Here is a 22,842-nt window from a genome sequence, read left to right on the forward strand (position 1 = left end):
TCCGCCCGCCTCATTCGAAGATGACCACCGGCAGGATGCCGGAGCTCAGACTGCCGATCGCGGAAAAGGCGGCCGGGGTGAGGTCGATGACCCGGTTGGTGCGGCAGGTGCCGTCACAGCAACTGGACTCGGAACAGAAGCTCCGGGTACGTGGACCACAGTCGCTGACCGTGACGCACACACTGACGCCGGAGCACTGGTGGCGCACCTTCATCACCGAACCGCAGCCACGCCGTGGCAGCTTCTCCCCGCACAGATCCGGCCGGGTGATGTCCCAGCACGCCTTGGAGGCGTTGGGCCAGGCGGCCTGCAACTTGCTGGACTTGCAGGTGTCACACGCCCCGCCGCCCGCGGTGGCACACGGGCCCCAGGCGTTGCCACAGCAGAACCAGGTGGCCTCGCCGTTCCAGAGACTGGTCGATCCGCACGCCATGTGGTCATCATGCGCGGGGCCGCGAGGGCCCGCCACGCGGGGACGTCCGATCCGGCGGTGAACCCCGCTCAGAGCCGTTCGAGGATGGTGACATTGGCCTGGCCGCCGCCCTCGCACATGGTCTGGAGGCCGTAACGGCCGCCGGTGCGCTCGAGTTCATGCAGCAGGGTGGTCATCAGCTTGGTGCCGGTGGCGCCGAGGGGGTGGCCGAGCGCGATGGCCCCGCCGTTGACATTGACCCGCTCCGGGTCGGCGCCGGTCTCCTTCAGCCAGGCGAGCACCACGGGCGCGAACGCCTCGTTGATCTCCACCAGGTCGATATCGGCGATGGCCATTCCGGTCTTCCGCAGTGCGTGCTCGGTCGCGGGGATGGGCGCGGACAGCATCCGGATCGGGTCCTCACCGCGTACCGAGAGGTGATGGATCCGGGCGCGCGGGGTCAGCCCGTGGTCGCGCACCGCCCGTTCAGAGGCGATCAGCATGACCGCGGCCCCGTCGGAGACCTGGGAGGACAGCGCGGCGGTGATCCGGCCGCCCTCCATGACCGGCTTGAGGGCGGCCATCTTCACCAGGCTGGTGTCCCGGCGCGGCCCCTCGTCGGCGGTGACCTCCCCGTACGGCACGAGCTCGCGCTCGAAGCGGCCCTCGTCCATGGCGCGTATCGCCCGCTGGTGCGAGCGCAGCGCGAACTCCTCCATCGCCTCGCGGCTGATGCCCCACTTCTCGGCGATCAGCTCGGCGCCGTAGAACTGGTTGACCGGCCGGTCGCCGTACCGCTTCCGCCAGCCCTCGGAGCCCGCGAAGGGGCCCTCGGACATCCCGAGCGGTACGGCCGCCTGACGGCTGGCGAAGGCGATCGGCACCATCGACATGTTCTGCACCCCGCCCGCGACCACCAGGTCCTGGGTGCCGGAGAGCACCGCCTGCGCCGCGAAGTGGATCGCCTGCTGGGAGGAACCGCACTGCCGGTCGACCGTCACTCCCGGCACCTCCTCCGGCAGTCCGGCGGCCAGCCAGCAGGTGCGCGCGATGTCCCCGGCCTGCGGTCCGACCGTGTCCAGACAGCCGAGGACCACGTCCTCGACGGCGGCCGGGTCGGCGCCCGAGCGCTCCATCAGCGCCCGCAGGACATGGGCGCCGAGGTCGGCCGGGTGGACGGAGGCCAGTCCGCCGTTCCGCTTGCCGACGGGGGTACGTACCGCTTCGACGATGTATGCCTCGGCCATGACCGCTGTCGCTCCTTCTTCGCTGGTGGTCATTCCCGCGGGGTGATGCCGTCCAGAACCATCGACAGATACTGACGGGCGATCTCCTCGGGGCTGTGGTGTCCGCCCGGCCGGTACCACGACGCGGCCACCCACACGGTGTCGCGCAGAAAGCGGTACGCCAGCCGGATGTCGACGTCGGCGCGGAAGACCCCCTCGGCCACCCCCCGCTCCAGGGTGCCCAGCCAGGCCCGTTCGAACTTCCGCTGTGACTCGGCGAGATAGCCGAAGCGGGGCTGGGCGGCCAGCTGCCGGGCCTCCTTCTGGTAGATCGCCACGGCGGCGTGGTGCCGGTCGATCTCCCGGAAGGACTCGGTGACGAGCGCCTCGATGGTCTCCCTCGGGCCGAGTCCGGCGCCGAGCACCTCCTCGTACCCGGCCCACAGCTCGTCGAGGAAGGTCGCGAGGATCTCGTCGATCATCGACTCCTTGGAGTCGAAGTGGTAGTACAGGCTGCCCGCGAGCATCCCCGCCGCGTCCGCGATCCGGCGGACGGTGGTCGCGTTGTACCCCTGGGCGGCGAACACCTCCGCCGCCGTGGTGAGCAGTTCGCGGCGTCTTTCGGGGGACGGGCTCACGGTCGTCTTCTTCTCGCTGTTCCGGGTGCGGTTCTGGCTGGAGTTCGGCACGGGGTCATTGTCGCCTCATGCGTGCTGGCTGCTGACGGACACCGTCTCCCCGGTCATGTACGAGGAGTAGCCGCTGGCCAGGAAGACGATCACGTTGGCCACCTCCCAGGGCTCGGCGTACCGGCCGAACGCCTCCCGTTCGGTCAGCTCGGCCAGCAGCTCGGGGGTGGTCACCTTCACCAGGTGCGGATGCATGGCCAGACTCGGCGAGACCGCGTTCACCCGCACCCCGTATCCGGCGGCCTCGACGGCGGCGCAGCGGGTGAGCGCCATGACGCCCGCCTTGGCCGCCGCGTAGTGGGCCTGTCCGGCCTGGGCGCGCCAGCCGACGACCGACGCGTTGTTGACGACGACTCCGCCGTGTCCGTCCGCCTTCATCCGGCGCAGGGCGGCGCGGGTGCAGCGGAAGGTGCCGTTGAGCGTGACGTCGATGACCCGGTCCCACTGGGCGTCGGTCATCTCGGTCAGCAGGGCGGTGCCACCGAGACCGGCGTTGTTGACCACCGCGTCCAGCCGTCCGTGGCGCTCCTCGGCGAGGTCGTAGAGCGCCGCCACCTGGTCCTCGTCGGTGACATCGCAGACGTGCCCGGCGACCCGTTCGGTACCGAACTCGGCGGCGAGAGCGGCGGCCGTCTCCTTGAGCCTGCGCTCATGGGCGTCGCCGACCACGATCCGCGCCCCCTCCTCCAGGAAGCGGCGGGCGGTGGCCCCGCCGATACCGGAGCCCGCGGCGGCGGTGATGACGGCCGTGCGGCCGGTGAGCAGGCCGTGGCCGGAGACATACGGCGCCTTGTTGTCCGTCACCCTGCCACGGTAACCTACCAAACACTTGTTAGGGAACGCATGCGCACCGAGACGCGAACGGAGGCGGCACGGGTGGACCTCGAACTCACCGAGCGGCAGCGGGCGTTCCGGGACGAGGCCCGCCGCTGGCTCGCGGCGCATGTCCCCGCCGTCCCGCTGCCGTCCCTGGAGACCGCCGAGGGGTTCACCGCCCACCGCGCCTGGGAGCGGACGCTCGCCGAGGGCCGCTGGTCGGCGGTGACCTGGCCCGAGGAGTACGGCGGCCGGGGGGCGTCGCTGGTGGAGTGGCTGCTGTTCGAGGAGGAGTACTACGCGGCGGGCGCACCGGGCCGGGTGAGCCAGAACGGGATCAGCCTGCTGGCCCCCACCCTCTTCGCACACGGCACCGCGGCGCAGCGCGCCCGGGTCCTGCCGCCGATGGCACGCGGCGAGGTGATCTGGGCGCAGGCGTGGTCCGAGCCGGAGTCCGGCTCGGACCTGGCCTCACTGCGCTCCACGGCCCGCCGGACGGACGGCGGCTGGCTGCTGACCGGCCAGAAGACCTGGTCGTCCCGGGCGGCCTTCGCCGACCGTGCCTTCGGGCTCTTCCGCAGCCACCGGGACGATGGCGCGCCGCCACACCGCGGGCTGACGTATCTGATGGTCCCGCTCGGCGCACCGGGTGTGACCGTCCGTCCGATCGGCCGCCTGGACGGCAAGCCCGCCTTCGCCGAGCTCTTCCTCGACGAGGTGTTCGTGCCCGACGAGGACGTCATCGGCGAGCCGGGGCAGGGCTGGCGGGTGGCGATGAGCACGGCGGGCAACGAGCGCGGACTGACCCTGCGCAGCCCGGGCCGCTTCACGGCGGCGTCCCGGCGGCTGGTGGCGCTGTGGCGCGAGCGGGCGGCGGATGGCGGTGCGGGCGATGACGCTGGTCGTGATGGTGCCCGTGATGAAGTCGGGCGCGACGACGCCGGGCTGCGGGACCGGGTCGCCGACGCGGTGATCGGCGCCCGCGCGTACGAGCTGTTCGCGTACGCGAGCGCGTCACAACCGGAGGCGGGGAGCGCGGGGGCGGCCACCGGGGCCGAGTCGAGCCTCAACAAGGTGTTCTGGTCCGAGCTGGACATCGCCCTCCACGAAACGGCCCTGGACCTGCTCGGCCCGGTCGGCGAACTGGCCGACGGCGCGGCCGAGGCGGCCGGGGGCGGCGGCTGGGCGGACGGCTACACCTTCGCCCTGGCGGGGCCGATCTACGCGGGCACCAATGAGATCCAGCGCGATCTGATCGCCGAACGGCTGCTGGGGCTGCCGAGGGAACGGCGCTGAGGGTGCCCTCTCCCCAATCCCGCCCCTTCCCGAACCAGGGCATCCGTCCCTGGGCCCAGGGTGAACGCGACGCGGTCCCCGCGCGGGCGCCCGCCGCCCCGGCCGGGCGCGGCAACGGCCGCCTCCGGCCGGACCGGTCGCACGACGCGCAACCGGCCGCCGGCCCGACGGGGCAGCCGCGCGGGGGCCGACCGCGCGCATCGGCTCCCCCCGCGCGGTCGGCAGCCGACTCGCGGCGCTGGGGCGGGGCGCGGGGCTCCCCTTTCGTGCGGCCCGCACGCGACGCGGTCCCCGCGCGGGCGCCCGCCGCCCCGGCGGGCGCCGCAACCACTGCTTCCGGCCAGGTCGGTTCACACCACGCGCAGCCGGCGGCCGACGGCGGGACTGCCGCCTACGCCGACCGCGCACATCGGATCCCACGACGCGGCATACAGCCGACTCGCGGGGGCGGGATCGCCGTGCGGAACGGTGGGCCGCCTGTGGGGGCTTGGGGCAGAAACGGGCGGCATGTCGGAGAGGAGTACGTGGATGGAATTCCTGCTGGACCGGGCGCAGGGTGAGTTCGGGCGCAGCGTGGACCGGATGCTCGGTGGGGCTCGTACGGCGGAGGCGGTCCGGGCGTGGGCGCGGGGGGACCACGAGCCGGGGCGGGCGTTGTGGGAGCGGCTCGGCGGGGTCGGGGTGACCGCGCTGGCCGTCCCCGAGACCTACGACGGTGTCGGACCGCTGCCGGTGGAACTGGCCGTGGCGTACGTGGAGTCGGGGCGGCACGCGGTACCGGGACCGCTGGCCGAGACCGCCGCGTTGGCGGTCCTGCTCTCGGCCACCGCCGACCCGGCCGCCCGGCGCTGGCTGCCCCGGATCGCCTCCGGGCAGGCCCTGGTCACGCTGGCGGCGGCCGACGGCGGGCCGTACGCGCTGGACGCGGACGCCGCCGACGCCGTGTTCACCGTCGTGGGCGAGGAGTTGTGGCTCGCCCCGGGCCACGGCCCCGTACAGCCCTCGTTCGACCCGGCCCGGCGGCTGGCCCGGCCGCTGTCCGGCGGTGAGCTGCTGGCCAGGGGCCCGGCGGTGGCCGAGGCCGCCGAACGGGCCGCGGACTGGGCCGCGTTCGCCACGGCCGCGCAGTCCCTGGGCACCGGACTGGCGCTCCTGGAGGGGACGGTGGCGTATGTGAAGGCGCGGCGGCAGTTCGGCCGTGCGGTCGGTTCGTTCCAGGCGGTGAAGCACCGGCTGGCGGATGTGCTCATCGGGCTGGAGTTCGCCCGGCCGCTGCTGTACGGGGCGGCGGTGGCGCTCGCGTCGGGCGCCGTGAGCACCCGCGCGGAGGTCGCTGCCGCCAAGGTGGCCGCGGGTGAGGCGGGTTACGCGGCGGCCCGAACCGCCCTCCAACTGCACGGCGCGATCGGCTACACGGACGAGTTCGACCTGTCGCTGTGGATCCGCAGGGCCCGCGCGCTGCGCTCCGCATGGGGCACGCCGTCCGTCTGCCGCGCCCGCGTCCTGGCGGGCTGAACGGCGTCGCGGACGGCACGCCGTGGGGTCCGCCGCGCCGAAGAGTGTTCCCCACTTGGGTATCTGATCCATGCTGGAGCGACCACCGGCGAGCGAACCCAGTGAACAGCGAGGGATGGCACAGATGCACCGGCCCCGGCCCACCCTGGAGAACGTGGCGCGGCACGCGGGTGTCTCCCGCGCGACCGTGTCCCGTGTTGTCAACGGCTCCACCACGGTGGGCGAGGACAGCCGGGAGGCGGTGCTGCGAGCCATCCAGGAACTCGGCTACATCCCCAACCAGGCGGCGCGCAGCCTGGTCACCCAGCGCACGGACTCCTTCGCGCTGGTGCTGCCGGAGGAGCCGGGCCGGGTCTTCTCCGACGACCAGTTCTTCCCCGGTGTGGTGCGCGGGGTGAGCCAGGAGCTGGAGGAGGCCGACAAGCAGCTGGTGCTGATGATGGCCCGCTCCGCCGCCAGCCGGGACCGGATCGAGCGGTTCGCGCTGGCGCGCCATGTCGACGGCGTCATGGTGGCGTCCATTCACGGCGCCGATCCGCTGCCCGGCTCCCTGGCCCGGATGGGGATCCCGGTGGTCTGCAACGAGCGGGCGCTGGGCGCGACGGCGCTGCCGTACGTCGGGGTCGACAACGCGGCGGGCGCGGCGCGCGCCGTCCGGCATCTGGCCGCCTCCGGCCGTACCCGGATCGGCACCGTGGCGGGGCCGCAGGACATGGTGGCCGGGATCGACCGGCTGGCGGGCTATCGGGCGGCGCTGCGGGACGCGGACCAGGAGCCGGCGGTGGCGGTCGGCGACTTCACCCGGGAGTCCGGCGTGGTGGCGATGCGGGAGCTGCTGGAGCGGCAGCCGGGACTGGACGCGGTGTTCGTGGCGTCGGACCTGATGGCCGTCGGGGCGCTGCGGACGCTGCGGCAGGCTGGGCGGCGGGTGCCGGACGATGTGGCCGTGGTGGGTTTCGACGACATCGAGCCCGCCCGCTACACCGAGCCACCGCTGACCACGGTGCGCCAGCCCATCGCCGAGATCGGCCGCAGGATGGCTGCTCAGGTGCTGCGGCTGGCGGCCGGGGAGCGCGTCGAACCCGCGCTCATCCTGCCGACCGAGCTGGTGGTGCGTGACTCGGGGTGACCGTACCGCCCGCCCGCACCGGCGCCCCGCTCAACCGCCGGTGTGCTGGAAGAGCAGGGTGCGGAACTCGCGCTCGAACGCGTCGTAGCGGCGCCGCAGCCCGGTGCCCGGCCAGTCGTCGGGCAGCAGCCGGGCGGGCAGCACGGGGTCGGTGAGCAGATGCCGCAGCGCGGCGGCGGCGACGGTAAAGCGCTGGGCGGGGCCCTCCGCGCGGTCCAGCGCCTCCCCCAGCAGCCGGGCCTGGCGGGCCCAGCCGTCCAGGTCCCACAGCCGCGCCGCGAGCGCGGCCGGATCGTCCTGTGGTGCGCCGGTGAACCAGCTGCACTGCCCGGCGGCGACGGCCGGCCGGGGGCGCACCAAGTTGGCGGGGCGCAGCCAGGTGCCCTCGCGGAGCTCGGCCAGCCGAAGGGTGGCCATGGTCTGGCGCAGTGCGGCGCGCTCGGCCGCAGCGCGCCGGTCGGAGGTGACGACGGCGATCTCCCAGCCGCCGTCCCAGCGCCGGGTGCGCGGGGCGCGGCTGTCGTCCTGGCGGGCCTGGCGGGCCAGCAGCCGGTCGGTGAGGCCGTAGTCGCCGTCGCGCTGCTCCAGGTCACCGGCGGCCACCATGCGGGTGAGCGCGACCCGGACGGTGCCCTCGGCGGCGCCGAAGAGCGCGCCGACGCGCACCAGGGTGCGGGCGGGCAGCCGGGGCGGATGATGGCCGAGCAGGGTGCTGAGCACGATCGAGCGCGCGGTCAGCGGCCGCAGCGTGAGGGTTCCGGTGTCGTCCATGCTGCTGGGCACCCTATCCATTACAGTTCTTCATCGCACATGATGGAAGTGTAAGACCGGCCCGGGTGAGACCGGTGAGACCGCCGCGACCGAGGAGTTGCCCGCCATGAGCCCGACGCATGAAGTCCTCAACCAGGCCCCGCCGCTCGTCGGCTTCACCACGGCGGACGACCCCGCCCTGCTGGAGGCGCTGCGGCGGGACGGCGGCGCCTGGGGCGAGCCGGAGGTCCGGGAGCTGGGCGCGCGGGCCGGCTCCGCCGAGGTCCAGGACCGGGCGCGGATGGCCGAGGAGCACCCGCCGGTGCTGCACACCCACGACCGGTACGGGCACCGCATCGACGAGGTCGAGTACCACCCGGCCTACCACCAGCTGATGGCGGAGGCCGTGGCGAGCGGCCAGCACGCGGCGGCGTGGAGCGAGAGCCGCTCCGGCGCCCATCTGGTGCGCGCGGCCAAGTTCTACACCTTCGCGCAGGCCGAGGCCGGACACGGCTGCCCGATCTCCATGACGTACGCCGCGGTCCCGGCGCTGCGCGCCGAACCGGAGCTGGCCGCCGCGTACGAACCGCTGCTGGCCGCCCGGGAGTACGACTTCGGGCTGCGTGCGCCGCTCGGCAAGCGCGGCCTGATCGCGGGCATGTCGATGACGGAGAAGCAGGGCGGCTCCGACGTCCGCGCCAACACCACCCGGGCCGTCCCCACCGACGACGGCACCTATGTGCTCACCGGCCACAAGTGGTTCACCTCCGCGCCGATGAGCGATGTCTTCCTGACGCTGGCCCAGGCCGACGAGGGGCTGACCTGCTTCCTGGTGCCGCGGGTCCTGCCGGACGGCACCCGTAACGCGCTGCGGTTGCAGCGGCTGAAGAACAAGCTGGGCAACCACTCCAACGCCTCATCGGAGATCGAGTACGAGCAGGCCGTGGCCTGGCGGGTCGGCGAACCGGGCCGCGGGGTGCGCACCATCGTCGAGATGGTGAACATGACCCGGCTGGACTGTGTCATCGGCTCGGCGGCGGGCATGCGCGCCGGACTGCGGCAGGCGCTGCACCACGCCGAGCACCGCCGGGCGTTCGGCGCCGAGCTGATCGACCAGCCGCTGATGCGCCATGTGCTGGCGGATCTGGCGGTGGAGTCGGAGGCGGCCACCACCCTCGCGATGCGACTGGCGGCGGCCCTGGACCGGTCGGAGGCCGGGGACGCGTCGGAGGCGGCGCTGCGCCGGCTCGGACTCGCGGTCAGCAAGTACTGGGTGTGCAAGCGCGGTTCGGCCCATGCCGCGGAGGCCCTGGAGTGCCTGGGCGGCAATGGCTACGTGGAGGACTCGGGGATGCCCCGGCTCTACCGCGAGGCACCCCTGCTGTCCATCTGGGAGGGCTCGGGCAATGTGGCCGCGCTCGATGTGCTGCGGGCGCTCGGCCGTGAGCAGGGCGCGCTCGACGCCTTCCTCGCCGAGGTCGAGACCGCGGCGGGGGCCGACACGCGGCTGGACGCGGCCGTGGCCCGGCTGCGCGCGCTGCTGCCCCAGCTCGGCGATCCGCAGCGGGCCCAGGTGCTGGCGCGCCGTCTGGCCGAGCAGATGACGCTGGTGCTCCAGGGCAGTCTGCTGGTGCGGTACAGCCATCCGGCGGTGGCCGACGCGTTCTGCGCCTCGCGGCTGGACGGCGACTGGGGGCACGCGTTCGGCACCCTGCCGCCGGGGACCGACACCGGACCGATCCTGGAGCGGGCCCGACCCAAGGACCTGCGGTGACATCGGCGGACGGCACGGCGGCGGTCCGTACCGAGCGGGCGGGTCCGGTCACCACCGTGGTGCTCGCCCGCCCCGAGGTCCGCAACGCGGTGGACGGGGCGACGGCCACCGCGCTCGCCGACGCCTTCCGCGCGTTCGACGCCGCCCCCGGCGCGCGGATCGCGGTGCTGTGGGGCGAGGGCGGCACCTTCTGCTCCGGCGCCGACCTCAAGGCGGTCGGCACCGAGCGCGGCAACCGCGTGGCCGAGGACGGCGACGGGCCGATGGGGCCCACCCGGATGCGGCTGTCCAAACCGGTGATCGCGGCGATCAGCGGCCATGCGGTCGCGGGCGGGCTGGAGTTGGCCCTGTGGTGCGATCTGCGGGTGGTGGAGGAGGACGCGGTCCTCGGGGTGTTCTGCCGCCGCTGGGGCGTACCGCTGATCGACGGCGGCACCGTACGGCTCCCCCGGCTGATCGGCGCGAGCCGGGCGATGGACCTGGTGCTGACGGGGCGTGCGGTACCGGCCCGGGAGGCGTACGACATCGGGCTGGCCAACCGGCTGGTGCCACCGGGAGAGGCCCGCGCGGAGGCGGAGCGGCTGGCCGCCGATATCGCCCGCTTCCCGCAGACGTGTCTGCGCGGCGACCGCGCCGCGCTGCTCGAGCAGGAGGGACTGCCGGAGGAGGAGGCGATGGCGCGGGAACTGCGCCATGGCCGAGCCACGCTGGCGGAGGGGCTGGACGGCGCGGCGCGCTTCGCGGCGGGCGCGGGACGGCACGGCAGCTTCGACGAGCTGTGAGACGCGGGCTCCGCACACCGGTACGTCGGGGGCGCAGCCGCCCCTGACGTCAACCTCGGCGCGATGAACTGCCGTACGACGTCCCCTATTCGGGGGAAATCACAGGGCCGTACGGCTGGTTCCGGTCCGGGCGTGCCAAAGATCCTCCTCGTGAACCGATGGCATCGCGCATGGCGTTCAGGGGTCCTCGTCGCGGCCCTGGTGTGCGCCTCGGCGGGGGCGACAGCCGCGGCCGATGGAACCGGTGGAAGCGGCGGCTCCGCGTCCGCCACCCCCGCTCCCCGGCGGACGGTCGACGTCCGGGTCCGCGCGGGAGTGACGGACGAGGGGGCGTACGCGGCCGCGCGGGTCGAAGTCCGCCCCGGATTCTGTGTGTACGCCATCGCCTCAGCCGGGAGGGACGGAGCGTCCGCCCAGTACGGACACTGCCCCACGCCGACCCCGACACCCACCCCGTCACCAACGCCTACACCCACCCCCACCCCCACCCCCACACCGACACCGACACCGACACTGACGCCTACACCCACGCCCACCCCCACCCCTTCCCCGACGCCAACACCCAGTCCCCCGCGGACCTCGGAGGCCCCGGCCACGGCGCCCGCGCCGGAGCGCCCCGCGCCCCGGCCCACCCCTCCGCGACCGGCGGAGCCCTCCCCCGGTGAACCCCCGTCGCCGTCCTCCGAGCCGACGCCCGCACCGACGCGGGCGCGCCCGGTCCAGGCGCAGACGTATCGCCCGCCCAGCCGCGAAGCGCCCCCCGACGGGACCTCGTTGGTCACCTTCACCCTGCTGCTCACGGCGCCCGCGGTGCTCGCGGCCGCCGCTCTCCGCCCGCGTTCGCGCTCCGCCTCGCGCGGCGGGCGGCGCGGCTGATCCGCCCTGCCGACCCGCTCCGGAGGTTGCCCATGCCCGAATGGCTGATTCTGACTCTTCTGATGGCCGGGGTCTGCACGGCCGTTGTGCTGGCCGCCGTCATCAACGCCCGCCGTCTCGGCGGGGACGACGACCCGAGCGAGACCCCCGATGTCCTCGACTACATGATCATGATGATCGGCGTGGTCTACGCGATCGTGCTGGGCCTGGCCATCGCCGGGGTCTGGGAGGCGCGCGGCGCCGCCCAGGACGGGGTGCGGACGGAGGCACAGGCACTCCACGAGGTGAGCGAACGGGCGAGCGTCTACCCGCGGTCCGTACGCGACCGGATCGATGAGGACATCGACGCGTATGTGGACCATGTGGTGTCCAAGGAGTGGCAGGTGATGATCGACAAGGGTGAGCTGACCGAGCGCGGCACGGCGCTGCTGAACGCCGTGCGCCACGAGGTCACCCACGCCCGGCCGCACACCGCGCTCCAGTCACAGGCGTATCAGCCGATGGTGGACGAGGTGGCGGCGGCCGACGCGGCCCGGACCGCCCGGCAGCAGAACGCGGGGCCGACCATGCCCCCGGTGGTCTGGATCGGGCTGGCGCTGGGTGCCGCGCTGGTCATCGGGCTGATCTTCACCTTGCAGATCCGCCGCTCACCACGGGAGTTGATGCTGTCCGTGATGTTCACCAGCCTGATCGTCTTTCTGCTCTTCCTGGTCTGGGACTTCGACGATCCGTTCGGACGCTCGGTCGGCGACACGACCGCGCCGTTCACCGATCTGTTTCCCAGCGCACGGGCAGGTGTTTGAGTCCGTTCTGGAAGTTGGAGGTGAGCCGCACCGGCTCCCCGGCGAGGCGCAGTCCGGGCAGCCGGTCGAGCGCGCCGCGCAGCATGGCCCGCATCTGGACGCGGGCCAGATGGGCGCCCATGCAGAAGTGCGGGCCGTAGCCGAAGCTGACGTGATCGTTGGGTGAGCGGGCGGGGTCGAAGCGGTCGGGGTCGGGGAAGACCGTCTCGTCGCGGTTGGCGGAGGCATGGAAGACCACGACCTTCTCACCGCGCCGGATCAACTGTCCGCCCAGTTCCACCTCGCGGGTGGCGGTGCGGCGGATATTCATGACCGGCGGCCAGAAGCGCAGCATCTCCTCCACCGCGGAGCCCGTGAGTTCGGGCCGGTCGCGCAACAGCCGGTGGCTGTCGGGGTGGTCGAGGAGGGTGAGCAGCCCGCCGGGGATGCCGTTGCGCAGCGTCTCGTTGCCCGCCACCGCGAACAGGAAGAACATGTTCTCGAACTCCTCGCGGCTGAGGCCCCCTTCCCGCATCCGCGCCATCACACTGCCGGGCCGGGGGCGTTCGGCCAGCGCATGGGCGTAGCCGAACATATCGGCCAGGGCCTCGCGGGAGCGCGGGTTCATCGGCCGTCCGTCCGGGCGGACCGCCGAGGCAGGCCGGAGGGCGAGGGCGGCGCGTCCCATGGGGCTCAGCTCCGCCGGGTCCGCGGTGCCGGACCCGGCGTAGTCCGTGTCCTGGTACCCGATGACCCGGTTCGACCAGTCGAACAGCAGCCGCCGGTCGTTCTCGGGGACGCCCATCACCTGGGCCAGGGTCCACACCGGCAGATCGGCCGCGAGTTCGGCGAAGTCGGCCTCGCCCCGGTCGGCCACGGAGTCGATGAGCGCCGCCGCGCGCTCCTCGATGACCGCTTCCAGCTCCCGTACCGCCCTGGGGTTAAGGGCGGCGGCGACGATCCGCCGGGTCCGGGAGTGGTCGGGCGGATCCTGGTTGAGCATCATCGCCCGGACGAAGTCGAGGTCGGCCGGGGTGTCGGGGTCACGGATCTGAGTGGCGCCGAGCCATGAGGAGAAGGTCTCGGGCGTGCGCAGCACCTGTTTGACGTCGGCGTGCCGGAACACCGCCCAGAAGCCGGGGCCCGCGGGCCACGCCCCGACCGCGGGTTCCTCGATCCGGCAGACGGGGCGGGTGGCGCGCAGTTCACGGAAGAGCGCGTAGGGGACGCCGGTGGCATAGGTCTCGGGAAGGAACGCCTCGACAGGGTTCACAGCCGAGACCGTACGGCGCCACCCGCCGGGTCCGTCAAGATGCCGACGGGCCCGTCAGAATGCCGACACCGAACGGGCGTCGGGGCGTCGTCACGCGACCGGCACCGGCAGCACCCGGCGCAGCGGGTCCTCGGGCAGCAGGCCGTGCGCCTTCCACTCGCGCGGATAGCCCACCGACACCTCCCGGAACGTCACCCCGTCCTCCACCGTGGTGCGGGGGATGTGCAGATGGCCGTAGACCACGGTCGCGGCGCGGAACCGGACGTGCCAGTCGGCGGTCAGCTCGGTGCCGCACCACAGGGCGAAGTCGGGGTAGCGCAGCACCCGGGTGGGCAGCCGGGTCAGCGGCCAGTGGTTGATGAGCACGGTCTGCACGGTGGGGTCGCACGCGGCGAGCTTCGCCTCGGTCTCGGCCACCCGGGCGCGGCACCAGGCGTCGCGGGTGGGGTACGGGTCGGGGTGCAGGAAGTGCTCGTCGGTGCAGACCACTCCGGCGTCATGGGCATGGGCCAGGGCGGCTTCCTTGGTGGTGATGCCGTCGAGGCGGAAGGTGTAGTCGTAGAGCAGGAACAGCGGGGCGATGGTCAGCGGTCCGCCGATGCCCTCCCAGAGGGGGTAGGGGTCCTCGGGCGTCACGATCCCTTTTGCCCGGCACATCTCCACCAGCGCCTCGTAGCGCGCCACGCCACGGGCCTCCAGCGGGTCCTTGGGGTGGGTCCACAGTTCGTGGTTGCCCGGCGACCAGATGACCTTGGCGAAGCGCTCGCTCAGCAGCCCCAGCGTCTCCTCGATCTCGGAGAACACCTCGCCGACGTCCCCGGCGACGATCAGCCAGTCGTCCTCGGAGCCCGGCCGCAGCCGCTCCACGATCGCCCGGTTCTCCTCGTAGGCCACGTGCAGGTCACTGATGGCGAGAAGCTCGCCTCGGTGCGTGCCGCCCATTGTTTCTCCTGTCGTACGGTGGCGGTCATGGTGCTTTGGCGCGGTGGTGCCCGGGTACGGGCCCGGTGATCGCCGGTCCGTCCCTGGCGCTAGCCTCGCAGATGTGGTGGACAAACTCCCCGAGTCTTTTGAGCGTGGCACCGACGGGCCGAAGGTCATCGTGGCCGGAGTGGACGGCTCCGATTCCTCCTGGCGTGCCGCGGCGTACGCCGCCGGCCTGGCCAGACGGCAGAACGCGCTGCTGGCCGTGGTCTATGTGCAGCCCGTGGTGCCCGTGGGCGCGGCCCTCGGCGCGGCGGTGGCCGACACCACGGGCGAGGTCGCCGAGGAGCTGCTCCGGGAGATCAGGGAGGCCGCCGAGCGGCTGCGCGGGGTGTTCGACGTGCGCTGGGAGTTCCACACCTTTCCCGGCGACCCCTACAGCGGTCTGGTGCGGGCGGCGGACGAGCTCACCGCGGACGCGGTGGTGGTCGGCGCGTCCGAGCAGGCCGGGCACCGTATCGTCGGCTCGGTGGCGGTCCGGCTGGTGAAGGCGGGGCGCTGGCCGGTGACGGTGGTTCCCTGAGGCCGGACCCCGACCGTCCGGCTCGCGGCCGGCGTCGGGGTGAGGCACGGTGGGAGAAGCGATTTCGAGGCAGGTCAGGTGGTCGTGTCCTCCAGCCGGAAGCCGACTTTCAGCCCCACCTGGTAATGCGCGATGCGCCCGCCTTCGAGGTGCCCGCGGATCTCCGTAACCTCGAACCAGTCCAGTTCTCGGAGAGTCTTGGAAGCCCGGTCGATGCCGCTCCTGATGGCGTCGTCGACGCTGTCGGCGGACGAACCCACGATCTCCGTCACCCGGTACGTGTGGCAGGACATACGTCTCTCCCCTCAACACGAACGTGGCCACCCCCCTCCACCGTGCACCCCGTAGCCCGACTCCGCGACTTTACAACGCCATCCGGGCCCGCCCGCCGACACGTCGAGCCCTTGCGGTACACGCGGGTGCGATCGTGATTCTCCCGGTTCGTCTCAGCGCCAGGAGCTACTGTCGCGAGCATGGTCGAACACGATGCCCTCAGTGCCACCCGCGATGCCTACGACGCTGCTGCCCTCACGTATGCGCAGCTGTTCCGCGGCGAGCTGCGTGACAGGCCCCTGGACCGCGCGATCTTGAGTGCCTTCGCCGAGGCTGTCAGCGCGGGTGGGGACGGTCAGGTCGCGGACCTGGGGTGTGGACCTGGCCATATCACTGCCCATCTGGACGGGTTGGGGGTGGCGGCGTTCGGCGTTGATGCCTCTCCTGCGATGATCAAGTTGGCTCGACAGGCTTATCCGGGACTGCGGTTCGAGGTGGGCTCGATGACCGCGTTGGACATCGCTGACGGCGTGCTGGACGGCGTACTCTCACGTTGGTCCATCATCCACACTCCGCCGCAAGAACTCCCCGTCATCTTGGCGGAGTTCCACCGTGTGCTGGCACCTGGCGGGCACCTTCTCATCGGCTTTTCGGCCAGCGATGGTCCGTCTCACCCGACGCAGGTCTTCGATCACGCAGTCGCGCCGGCCTATCGGTGGTCGCCGGATCACCTCGCCGCGATGCTGCGCACGTCCGGGTTGGCCGAGGTCGCCCGGATGGTTCGCGAGCCTCAGCCCACCGACCGACGGCAGTTCCAGGAGGTTCAACTGCTCGCCCGCAAAGCCTAGGCAGGGGCCGGTCCGACCGAGCGCATGACCGCATACGATCTGCCGGCCGCCCGCGGCGTCGTGTCAGCCGCGGGGCAGTACCGAGGACAGCACCGACGGCAGGGGGTACCAGTCGGCGGTCGCGAAGCTGGCGTGCCGGGTGGCGAGTTCGGCTACCCGGGCCTTGGCCTGCTCCTCGGTGGGGTGGGTGCCGTCGATGGCCGGGGGCACGCTCTGCGCGTCGGTCATGATCAGTAGGTAGTGACGGTCGTCGTACCAGGCGGTGTCGATCCCGCTGTTCACATAGGTGGCCGCGTCCCCGTCGAAGAACACGAACCAGGGGCGGATCGCGGCGTCGGTGTAGCGGGTGCGCGGATCACCCGCGGCGGCGTTGAGGACCGCGGGGAAGGCTGCGGCCTGCTTCAGGTTTCCGGCGGCGGCGAGGTCGCGGAGATGGGTGGCGTACTCACGGTCGGTCCACAGGTGGTCGAGGGGGTTGTTCTGCTCGACCGTGCCCGGGATCAGCTCGAAGACGAACTTGCCCGCGAGGGCGGAGCGGGCGGGCCAGCCGTCGGCCCGGACGGCCTCGTCGAGGGTGGCGTGGCCGCCGGTCACATCGGCGGGGCGCAGCAGGGCGTCGCCCAGGGTGCTGGTCAGCAGGGCGTCCAGCTCGGCCGGGCCGCGGCCGCCCTTGCCGTTGAAGCCGTCCTTCAGTTCGGTCTTGATGACGATGGGGCGGTGTCCCGGGTGGGCGTCGTGCCATGCCTTGAGATCGGCCAGACATCCGGCCAGGCTCTGGTTACGGGAGTTGGTGCGCAGTTCGGCCGCGGATCCGGCGTTGGCGCAGTTGTTGTTGTTGCCGAACGGGTTGCTGTGCGAGACCCGCCAGCCGGAGCCGAACGCGTTGGTCCACACGTCGAGTTCGAGCAGGGAGGCGCCGGAGTCGAGCGCGTCGGCGAAGTACGGGTACTTGTCCTTCTCGTACGCGTTGTGCACACCCACCGCCGTGGTGGCGGAGTAAGGCGGATCGTCCGGGGTGTCGGCGGGCGCCGCGCCCGCCGGTGCCGCCAGACACAGTGCGGCGGCCGCCGCGACGACCGCCACCGTGCCCGTGCGCCGGGCCCTCTCGCCCGCACCTCTGCCCAAGTGCCCCATGGTCCCCGCCCCTTGTCGACATCCCGTACACAACTGGGCAGTAGCGTACGGGAGTCGTCTCGCGGCGTACGAGAGGCGGGGTGCGCGCAGAGGGACGGGCCCGGGGCGGTGGCGCCCTGGGCCCGTCTCAGGTGGTGCGGATCACATGGAGTCAGGCGGCTCCGCCGACGAGTTCGCGGGCCGCGGCCACGATGGCGTCCGCGTCGATTCCGGCCTCGCGCAGTTGCTCGGCCGGGGTCGCCGAAACCGGCATCGTGCGTACGGCGAGCCGGATCAGCCGGGGTACCGGGCGGCCGTCGGTGAAGGCGTCCACGACCGCGTCGCCCAGCCCGCCTTCGGGGTGGTGGTCCTCCACCGTGATCAGTCGGCCGGTCGCCTCGGCGGCGGTGCGCAGCGCCTCGGCGTCCACGGGCTTGACCGAGTAGAGGTCGATGACCCGTGCCGGGATGGACGCCTCGGCGAGCCGGTCGGCGGCGGCGAGGGCCTCGGGCACGGTGACTCCGGCCGCCACGAGGGTGACACGGTCGTCCTCGGTGGCGCGCAGGACCTTGCTGCCGCCGACCGGGAACTCTTCGGTGGGCGGGTAGATCACCGGCGTTCCGCCGCGGGTGGTGCGCAGATAGCGGATGCCCGACTCCCGTGCCATGGCGGCGGTCAGCTGGGCGGTCTGGTTGGCGTCGCAGGGGTAGAGCACCGTGCTGCCGTGCACCGCCCGCAGGGCGGCCAGGTCTTCCAGGCCCATCTGGGAGGGGCCGTCCTCGCCGATGGCCACCCCGGCGTGGGAGCCGATGAGGTTGAGGTCGGCGCGGCTGATCGCAGCCATGCGGATGAAGTCGTGGGCACGGGTGAAGAACGCCGCGAACGTGGAGACGTACGGGGTCCAGCCGCGGGTCTGCATCCCGACGGCGGCGGCCACCAACTGCTGTTCGGCGATGTAGAACTCGAAGTAGCGCTCGGGGTGCTCCTTCTGGAAGTACTCCAGCCGGGTCGAGTCGCCCACCTCGCCGTCGAGCGCCACCACATCGCCGCGGGAGGTGCCGACGGCGGCCACGGCCTCGCCGAACGCGTCCCGGGTGGGGACGGTGTCGCCGGGGTTGAACCGCGGCAGGCGCAGCGGGCCCTCGGAGGCGGGGCGGGTGGGCGTGACCGTGGGCGGGCCGAGCACCGGCACCGCCAGGTTCCGTACCCCGCCGAGTTCGGTGATGGCCTCCTCGGGGTCCTTCAGCGGTTTGCCGTGCATCCCCTCCCGGTTCTCCACCGAGGCCACTCCGCGGCCCTTGAGCGTGCGGGCGATGATGGCGGTGGGGCGGCCGATGGTGGACATCGCCTCGCCGTACGCGCGGTCGATGGCGGCGATGTCATGGCCGTCGATCTCGATGGTGTGCCAGTCGAAGGCGCGGATGCGCCGGGCGTAGGCGTCCAGGTCCCATGCGTGGCGGGTGGGGCCGCGCTGGCCGAGCCGGTTGACGTCGATGACGGCGGTGAGGTTGTCCAGCCGGTCGAATCCGGCCTGCTCGAACGCCTCCCACTCCGACCCCTCGGCCATCTCGCTGTCGCCGATGAGCACCCAGACCCGGCCGGCCACATGGTCCAGCCGTTTGGCGGCCAGCGCCATGCCGACACCGTAGGGCAGGCCCTGCCCCAGTGAGCCGGTGGCCACGTCCACCCACGGCAGCCGGGGTGTGGGGTGGCCCTCCAGCCTGCTGCCGAAGGTGCGGAAGGTGAGCAGTTCCTCGTCGCTGATGGCGCCCGCGGCCTTGTAGACCGAGTACAGCAGCAGGGAGGCATGGCCCTTGGAGAAGACCAGGTGGTCATTGCCGGGGTGGTCGGGTTTTTCGAAGTCGTAGCGCAGATGGTTTCCCATGAGGACGGCCATCAGGTCCGCGGCCGACATCGAGGACGTCGGATGGCCGGATCCGGCGGCCGCCGCGGCGCGCACCGAGTCCACGCGGAGCTGCTGCCCGAGCTCGCTGAGCTGTTCGTGTCGCATGGTTCTCCTTCCCTGTCGGCCCCTGTCGGCGTCGGGGCGGTCAGCGGCCGGACGTGCGGGTCGTCCGGGCGGTCTCGGGGGACTCGGCGTCCAGCGGAACCGCCCAGGAGGGCACCATGCCGAGTTGCACCGCCTGGCGTGGCAGCGCCGCGTCGAGCAGCCAGTCGGCGGCCACCCGGACACGGTTGCCGGGCATGGCCATCAGGTGGTAGCCGCGGGTGACGGCGTTGGCGACCGGCCCGGCCAGCGGGATGTGCAGCGGGTCGGCGGCCCCCCGCACTCCGCCGAGGTCCACCGTGAACCCCAGGTCGTGGTGTTTGTAGGGCAGGCGCGTGCCGTGGCCGAGGGAGGCCAGGATGTTGTGGGCCGCGGTCCTGCCCTGGCGCTGGGCGTGCTGCGCGGTCATCGGGGTGAACTCGCCCGGCCGGGTCAGATCGGGCACCGCGGCGGCGTCGCCGCAGGCCAGCACCTCGGGATGGCCGGGTACGGCGAGGTACTGGTCCACCCGCAGCCGTCCGCGTTCGGTGGGCAGACCCAGGTCCTCCACCAGCGGATCGGGGCGCACCCCGACGCACCAGATCAGGGAGCGGGTGTCGATGAACTCGCCGTCGTCCAGCAGCACCCCCTCGGAGGTGGCCTCCTTCACGGTGGTGCGGGTGCGGACCTCGACCCCGCGTTTGCGCAGCACCCGGTCGGCCGTGCGGGACAGCCGTTCGTCCAGTTCCGGCAGGACCCGGGGGGCGATGTCGACCAGCACCCAGCGGGGCGGGGGCGCATCGCGCAGCGCGGTGTTCTTCCGGGCCAGCGCGTCGGTGAACAGCACTCCGTGGGCGGCCACCTCGGTGCCGGTGTAGCCGGCGCCGACCACTACGAAGGTGCGGCGGGCGGCGCGCTCCCGGGGGTCCTCGGTGGTGCCCGCCATCTCGATCTGGCGGGTCACATGGTCGCGCAGATAGAGGGCCTCGGGCATTCCGCGGAAGCCGTGGGCGTGCTCGGCCACGCCGGGGATCGGCAGCAGCTTGTTGACGCTGCCGACGGAGAGGACGAGCCGGTCGTAGCCCATCTCGCCGCGGTTGCCCTCCGGGTCCTCCCACACGACCCGGCGGCCCGCGAGGTCCACCGAGTGCACCTCGCCGAGCACCAGCCGGACATGCGGCAGGGTGCCGGTGAGGGAGACCGAGACCCGTCGGGGTTCGAGAAGTCCGGCGGCCACCTCGGGCAGCAGCGGAAGATACAGAAAGTAGTCATTGGGGTTGATCAGGACGATCTCCGCCGCGTCGCGCAGGGTGCGGGAGAGCCTACGGGCGGCCTGGTAGCCGGCGAATCCGGCACCGACGATCACGATGCGTACTGGGCTCACGGGGACTCCCGGACAGGACGGAACCAGAGGGCTCCAAGTGCCCGTGCGGACCGGGGCCAAACCTGCCTGGCGGGTGGCCCCGGCCGCGGGGACAATGACCGGCGGTGTCCGGTCGCCCCCGGAGCGAGCGCTGGGGTCAGCGGCGTTTGCGGGCCGCCGTCTCCCCGTCGACCGGCTCGTCCCAGTCGATGCGGTAGCCGGTCACCCAGTCGGTGGTGGCCGCGCCGCCCGCCCGGTCCAGCCGTCGGGGCAGTGTGGCGTCGCGCAGGGCGCGTTTGACCGGGCCGGGGGCGGTGCGGCGGGCCATGCCCGCGCTGGACTGGGCCACCTTCTCGACGCGCTCGCGGCGCAGCGCCTCGTAGGCGGCGAAGGCGGCGCGTGGGCGGCGCAGATCGCGCAGGCACTTGGCGAGCACCACCCCATCCTCGATGGCGAGGGAGGCGCCCTGTGCGGCGTTGGGAGCGCAGGCGTGTGCCGCGTCCCCCACGATGACCATCCCGTCCGAGGACCAGGTGGGAGTGGAGACGATGTCGTAGGCGCCGGTGGCGATGATGTTCTCGCCGGTGGCGCCGATGATCCCGGCGGCCGCGGTCTGGTCCGCCGTGAACAGCCCGGTGAGCCGTTCGCGCCACTGCCCGGGGGTGACAGCGGCCAGTTCCTCCTGCGGCAGCTCGGGGGCGGGGGCGTTGGTGAACCACCAGATCTCGCCGTCCGGCGCGGTGGTGCAGCCGAAGAACGCCTGTTTGCCGAAGATCATGGTGTAGGTGTCGGGGTCCGGGGGCGCGGGGACGTCACGTGCGTAACCGCACACGGTCTGCTGTCCGGTGTAGCGCGGCCGGGGCGAGCCGGCGTCGATGGTCCGGCGGATCAGGGAGTGGATGCCGTCGGCGCCGATGAGCACATCGGCCACCGCCCGGCCGCCGTCGGCGAAGGAGCCGACGACCGTACCGTCGGGGCTGGTGTGCGCGGCGAGCAGCCGTTTGCCGTAGGCGATGCGCACCCCGCGGCGCACCGCCTCCTCGCGCAGCACCCGGACCAGGGTGGCACGTTTGATGGTGCGGCCCCCGAGACCGCCGTCCTCCGAGCCGGACATCGGCTTGCGGCCGAGCCGTTTGCCGGTGTCGCTGATGAAGTCGACATGGCCGGCCGCGAAGGAGTGGTCCAGCACGGGTTGGTGGGCGTCGATCGTGCGCAGCGCCTCCAGGCCGTTGGCCGCGACGACGAGGAACGCGCCCATGTCGATAACGTCTTCAGGGTATGCCTCGTGGACGACCGCGTCGATCCCGGCCTTGTGCAGGGCCATCGCGGTCACCGTGCCGGCGATGCCGCCACCGATGATCAGGGCTGTGGTCATGGCCACCATATGGCGGGGTTGACTCGCCCAGGTCAAGAGAGTGTTGTCAACTGACCGCTCTTGTGAGCTATTTGAGCAGGCGGGACATTCTGCGGTCGGCAAGTGGTCTGCCGTCGGTCTGGCAGGTGGGGCAGTACTGGAGCGAGGAGTCCTTGAAGGACACCTCGCGGACCGTGTCCCCGCACACCGGGCACGGCTCGCCGGTGCGCCCGTGCACCCGCATCCCGCTGCGCTTCTCCGCCTTGAGGTCGCCGGCGGCCAGTCCGCGGGACCGCTCGACGGCCGAGCGCAGCGTGGTGTCCATCGCCTCGTACAGGGCGGCGATCTCCTCCTCGCCGAGATCGGAGGCCAGCCGGTAGGGCGACATCTTCGCGGCGTGCAGGATCTCGTCCGAGTAGGCGTTGCCGATTCCGGCGATGACGCTCTGGTCGCGCAGCACCCCCTTGATCCGGTGGCGTACGCCGCGCAGCAGTCCGGCGAACGCCTCGGGGTTGAAGGAGCCGTCCAGCGGGTCCGGGCCGAGCCGGGCGATCCCCGGGACATCCTCGGGGGAGCGTACGCAGTACACCGCCAGCCCCTTGCGCGATCCGGCCTCGGTGAGGTCGAAGCCGGAGCGCTCCGGACCGGCCAGGACCAGCCGCAGCGCCAGCGGGCCCTTGCCGGGGCGCGGCGGGGCCTCGGGCAGGCCGTCCTTCCAGCGCAGCCAGCCCGCGCGGGCGAGATGGACGACCAGATGGGGTCCGTCGGTGGCCAGGTCCAGGAATTTGCCGTGGCGCCGCACCGCCGTGACGGTCCGGCCCTCGAGGGCGGTCAGCGGCGGATCGTAGGTCTTGAGCACGCTCACCGCGACGGGGAGCACACGGTCGATCTCCCGGCCGACGGCGCGCTCGGCCAGCATCCCGGCGAGGGCCTCCACCTCGGGCAGTTCCGGCATGCCCCCAGTGTGCCGCAGGGCCACGCCGGTCGCGCCGCCTCAAGGTGCGGCCACCCCCGCAACCGCTCCGGGCTGCGTTCTGGGACTCCCTCCCTTACTGTCTCCTTTTGTTCCCTTTGTCG

General features: G+C 72.6%; 21 protein-coding genes. 8 read left to right on the top strand and 13 right to left on the bottom strand.

The features are described from left to right. Positions 1-10 precede the first annotated feature (10 nt). The 4 genes from AC4BEG_RS01845 to AC4BEG_RS01860 form a co-directional block, all read right to left on the bottom strand. Positions 11-433: a septal ring lytic transglycosylase RlpA family protein gene (locus AC4BEG_RS01845; RefSeq protein WP_490704143.1), complete on the bottom strand. Its 423-nt coding sequence runs from the start codon at positions 431-433 to the stop codon at positions 11-13. 68 nt (positions 434-501) lie between these two features. Next, the gene (locus AC4BEG_RS01850) at positions 502-1,659 is read right to left on the bottom strand and encodes an acetyl-CoA C-acetyltransferase (RefSeq protein WP_490704144.1); all 1,158 of its coding nucleotides are present in this window, start codon (positions 1,657-1,659) and stop codon (positions 502-504) included. Between the two features lie 29 nt (positions 1,660-1,688). Next, positions 1,689-2,327 carry a TetR/AcrR family transcriptional regulator gene (locus AC4BEG_RS01855; protein ID WP_490704145.1) on the bottom strand — a complete coding sequence of 213 codons (639 nt, stop codon included), beginning with the start codon at positions 2,325-2,327 and terminating at the stop codon, positions 1,689-1,691. A gap of 15 nt (positions 2,328-2,342) precedes the next feature. Further along, positions 2,343-3,131 carry an SDR family oxidoreductase gene (locus AC4BEG_RS01860; protein ID WP_490704146.1) on the bottom strand — a complete coding sequence of 263 codons (789 nt, stop codon included), beginning with the start codon at positions 3,129-3,131 and terminating at the stop codon, positions 2,343-2,345. A 72-nt stretch (positions 3,132-3,203) separates the two neighbouring features. Between AC4BEG_RS01860 and AC4BEG_RS01865 the strand changes: the two genes are divergently transcribed. From AC4BEG_RS01865 to AC4BEG_RS01875, 3 genes are all read left to right on the top strand, one after another. Next, positions 3,204-4,439 (top strand): acyl-CoA dehydrogenase family protein, encoded by a 1,236-nt coding sequence (locus AC4BEG_RS01865; protein ID WP_490707336.1) that lies wholly within the window; start codon positions 3,204-3,206, stop codon positions 4,437-4,439. A gap of 528 nt (positions 4,440-4,967) precedes the next feature. Continuing rightward, positions 4,968-5,954, top strand: a complete 987-nt coding sequence (locus AC4BEG_RS01870) for an acyl-CoA dehydrogenase family protein (RefSeq protein ID WP_490704147.1) — start codon at positions 4,968-4,970, stop codon at positions 5,952-5,954. 124 nt (positions 5,955-6,078) lie between these two features. After that, entirely contained in the window at positions 6,079-7,083 is a 1,005-nt protein-coding gene (locus AC4BEG_RS01875) for a LacI family DNA-binding transcriptional regulator (protein WP_490704148.1), read from the top strand. A gap of 30 nt (positions 7,084-7,113) precedes the next feature. Here AC4BEG_RS01875 and AC4BEG_RS01880 read toward each other — a convergent pair whose 3' ends face one another. Continuing rightward, positions 7,114-7,854 carry a PaaX family transcriptional regulator C-terminal domain-containing protein gene (locus tag AC4BEG_RS01880; protein ID WP_490704149.1) on the bottom strand — a complete coding sequence of 247 codons (741 nt, stop codon included), beginning with the start codon at positions 7,852-7,854 and terminating at the stop codon, positions 7,114-7,116. 106 nt (positions 7,855-7,960) lie between these two features. Between AC4BEG_RS01880 and AC4BEG_RS01885 the strand changes: the two genes are divergently transcribed. From AC4BEG_RS01885 to AC4BEG_RS01895, 3 genes are all read left to right on the top strand, one after another. Beyond that, complete coding sequence (locus AC4BEG_RS01885) at positions 7,961-9,607, top strand: acyl-CoA dehydrogenase family protein (RefSeq protein ID WP_490704150.1); 1,647 nt, start codon at positions 7,961-7,963, stop codon at positions 9,605-9,607. Continuing rightward, on the top strand, positions 9,604-10,389 hold the full coding sequence (locus AC4BEG_RS01890; RefSeq protein ID WP_490704151.1) for a crotonase/enoyl-CoA hydratase family protein: 786 nt from the start codon (positions 9,604-9,606) through the stop codon (positions 10,387-10,389). The genes AC4BEG_RS01885 and AC4BEG_RS01890 overlap by 4 nt, the downstream gene beginning before the upstream one ends. 908 nt (positions 10,390-11,297) lie before the next feature. Continuing rightward, complete coding sequence (locus AC4BEG_RS01895; RefSeq protein WP_490704152.1) at positions 11,298-12,068, top strand: bestrophin-like domain; 771 nt, start codon at positions 11,298-11,300, stop codon at positions 12,066-12,068. On the opposite strand, the gene AC4BEG_RS01900 is transcribed toward AC4BEG_RS01895, so the two are convergent. Both AC4BEG_RS01900 and AC4BEG_RS01905 read right to left on the bottom strand, forming a co-directional pair. Further along, complete coding sequence (locus tag AC4BEG_RS01900; protein WP_490704153.1) at positions 12,031-13,320, bottom strand: cytochrome P450; 1,290 nt, start codon at positions 13,318-13,320, stop codon at positions 12,031-12,033. The genes AC4BEG_RS01895 and AC4BEG_RS01900 overlap by 38 nt on opposite strands. Positions 13,321-13,410: 90 nt before the next feature. Continuing rightward, on the bottom strand, positions 13,411-14,262 hold the full coding sequence (locus AC4BEG_RS01905) for a metallophosphoesterase family protein (protein ID WP_490704154.1): 852 nt from the start codon (positions 14,260-14,262) through the stop codon (positions 13,411-13,413). A gap of 103 nt (positions 14,263-14,365) precedes the next feature. Between AC4BEG_RS01905 and AC4BEG_RS01910 the strand changes: the two genes are divergently transcribed. After that, positions 14,366-14,827 carry a universal stress protein gene (locus AC4BEG_RS01910; RefSeq protein WP_490704155.1) on the top strand — a complete coding sequence of 154 codons (462 nt, stop codon included), beginning with the start codon at positions 14,366-14,368 and terminating at the stop codon, positions 14,825-14,827. A 74-nt stretch (positions 14,828-14,901) separates the two neighbouring features. Here the strand turns inward: AC4BEG_RS01910 and AC4BEG_RS01915 are convergent, their stop codons facing one another. Continuing rightward, on the bottom strand, positions 14,902-15,120 hold the full coding sequence (locus AC4BEG_RS01915) for a dodecin (protein ID WP_490704156.1): 219 nt from the start codon (positions 15,118-15,120) through the stop codon (positions 14,902-14,904). Between the two features lie 180 nt (positions 15,121-15,300). On the opposite strand from AC4BEG_RS01915, the gene AC4BEG_RS01920 reads away from it, so the two are divergent. Next, positions 15,301-15,948: a class I SAM-dependent methyltransferase gene (locus AC4BEG_RS01920; protein ID WP_490704157.1), complete on the top strand. Its 648-nt coding sequence runs from the start codon at positions 15,301-15,303 to the stop codon at positions 15,946-15,948. 63 nt (positions 15,949-16,011) lie between these two features. Here the strand turns inward: AC4BEG_RS01920 and AC4BEG_RS01925 are convergent, their stop codons facing one another. The 5 genes from AC4BEG_RS01925 to AC4BEG_RS01945 form a co-directional block, all read right to left on the bottom strand. Continuing rightward, complete coding sequence (locus AC4BEG_RS01925) at positions 16,012-17,082, bottom strand: phosphatidylinositol-specific phospholipase C domain-containing protein (protein ID WP_490704158.1); 1,071 nt, start codon at positions 17,080-17,082, stop codon at positions 16,012-16,014. Positions 17,083-17,233: 151 nt separating this feature from the next. Then, on the bottom strand, positions 17,234-19,072 hold the full coding sequence (locus AC4BEG_RS01930) for a transketolase (RefSeq protein WP_490704159.1): 1,839 nt from the start codon (positions 19,070-19,072) through the stop codon (positions 17,234-17,236). 40 nt (positions 19,073-19,112) lie between these two features. Next, the gene (locus tag AC4BEG_RS01935) at positions 19,113-20,432 is read right to left on the bottom strand and encodes an NAD(P)/FAD-dependent oxidoreductase (protein ID WP_490704160.1); all 1,320 of its coding nucleotides are present in this window, start codon (positions 20,430-20,432) and stop codon (positions 19,113-19,115) included. Between the two features lie 136 nt (positions 20,433-20,568). Beyond that, positions 20,569-21,786 (bottom strand): FAD-dependent monooxygenase, encoded by a 1,218-nt coding sequence (locus AC4BEG_RS01940; RefSeq protein WP_490704161.1) that lies wholly within the window; start codon positions 21,784-21,786, stop codon positions 20,569-20,571. Between the two features lie 67 nt (positions 21,787-21,853). Beyond that, positions 21,854-22,720, bottom strand: a complete 867-nt coding sequence (locus AC4BEG_RS01945; RefSeq protein WP_490704162.1) for an Fpg/Nei family DNA glycosylase — start codon at positions 22,718-22,720, stop codon at positions 21,854-21,856. Positions 22,721-22,842 lie beyond the last annotated feature (122 nt).

The organism is Streptomyces sp. JLBJ103, from assembly GCF_058215575.1.

What these genes read in the sequence shown, in the direction of transcription:
- AC4BEG_RS01845 (WP_490704143.1), bottom strand. Translation starts at nt 433, where the DNA reads ATGGCGTGCGGATCGACCAGTCTCTGGAACGGCGAGGCCACCTGGTTC.
- AC4BEG_RS01850 (WP_490704144.1), bottom strand. Translation starts at nt 1,659, where the DNA reads ATGGCCGAGGCATACATCGTCGAAGCGGTACGTACCCCCGTCGGCAAG.
- AC4BEG_RS01870 (WP_490704147.1), top strand. Translation starts at nt 4,968, where the DNA reads ATGGAATTCCTGCTGGACCGGGCGCAGGGTGAGTTCGGGCGCAGCGTG.
- AC4BEG_RS01875 (WP_490704148.1), top strand. Translation starts at nt 6,079, where the DNA reads ATGCACCGGCCCCGGCCCACCCTGGAGAACGTGGCGCGGCACGCGGGT.
- AC4BEG_RS01880 (WP_490704149.1), bottom strand. Translation starts at nt 7,854, where the DNA reads ATGGACGACACCGGAACCCTCACGCTGCGGCCGCTGACCGCGCGCTCG.
- AC4BEG_RS01885 (WP_490704150.1), top strand. Translation starts at nt 7,961, where the DNA reads ATGAGCCCGACGCATGAAGTCCTCAACCAGGCCCCGCCGCTCGTCGGC.
- AC4BEG_RS01895 (WP_490704152.1), top strand. Translation starts at nt 11,298, where the DNA reads ATGCCCGAATGGCTGATTCTGACTCTTCTGATGGCCGGGGTCTGCACG.
- AC4BEG_RS01905 (WP_490704154.1), bottom strand. Translation starts at nt 14,262, where the DNA reads ATGGGCGGCACGCACCGAGGCGAGCTTCTCGCCATCAGTGACCTGCAC.
- AC4BEG_RS01915 (WP_490704156.1), bottom strand. Translation starts at nt 15,120, where the DNA reads ATGTCCTGCCACACGTACCGGGTGACGGAGATCGTGGGTTCGTCCGCC.
- AC4BEG_RS01920 (WP_490704157.1), top strand. Translation starts at nt 15,301, where the DNA reads ATGGTCGAACACGATGCCCTCAGTGCCACCCGCGATGCCTACGACGCT.
- AC4BEG_RS01925 (WP_490704158.1), bottom strand. Translation starts at nt 17,082, where the DNA reads ATGGGGCACTTGGGCAGAGGTGCGGGCGAGAGGGCCCGGCGCACGGGC.
- AC4BEG_RS01930 (WP_490704159.1), bottom strand. Translation starts at nt 19,072, where the DNA reads ATGCGACACGAACAGCTCAGCGAGCTCGGGCAGCAGCTCCGCGTGGAC.
- AC4BEG_RS01940 (WP_490704161.1), bottom strand. Translation starts at nt 21,786, where the DNA reads ATGACCACAGCCCTGATCATCGGTGGCGGCATCGCCGGCACGGTGACC.
- AC4BEG_RS01945 (WP_490704162.1), bottom strand. Translation starts at nt 22,720, where the DNA reads ATGCCGGAACTGCCCGAGGTGGAGGCCCTCGCCGGGATGCTGGCCGAG.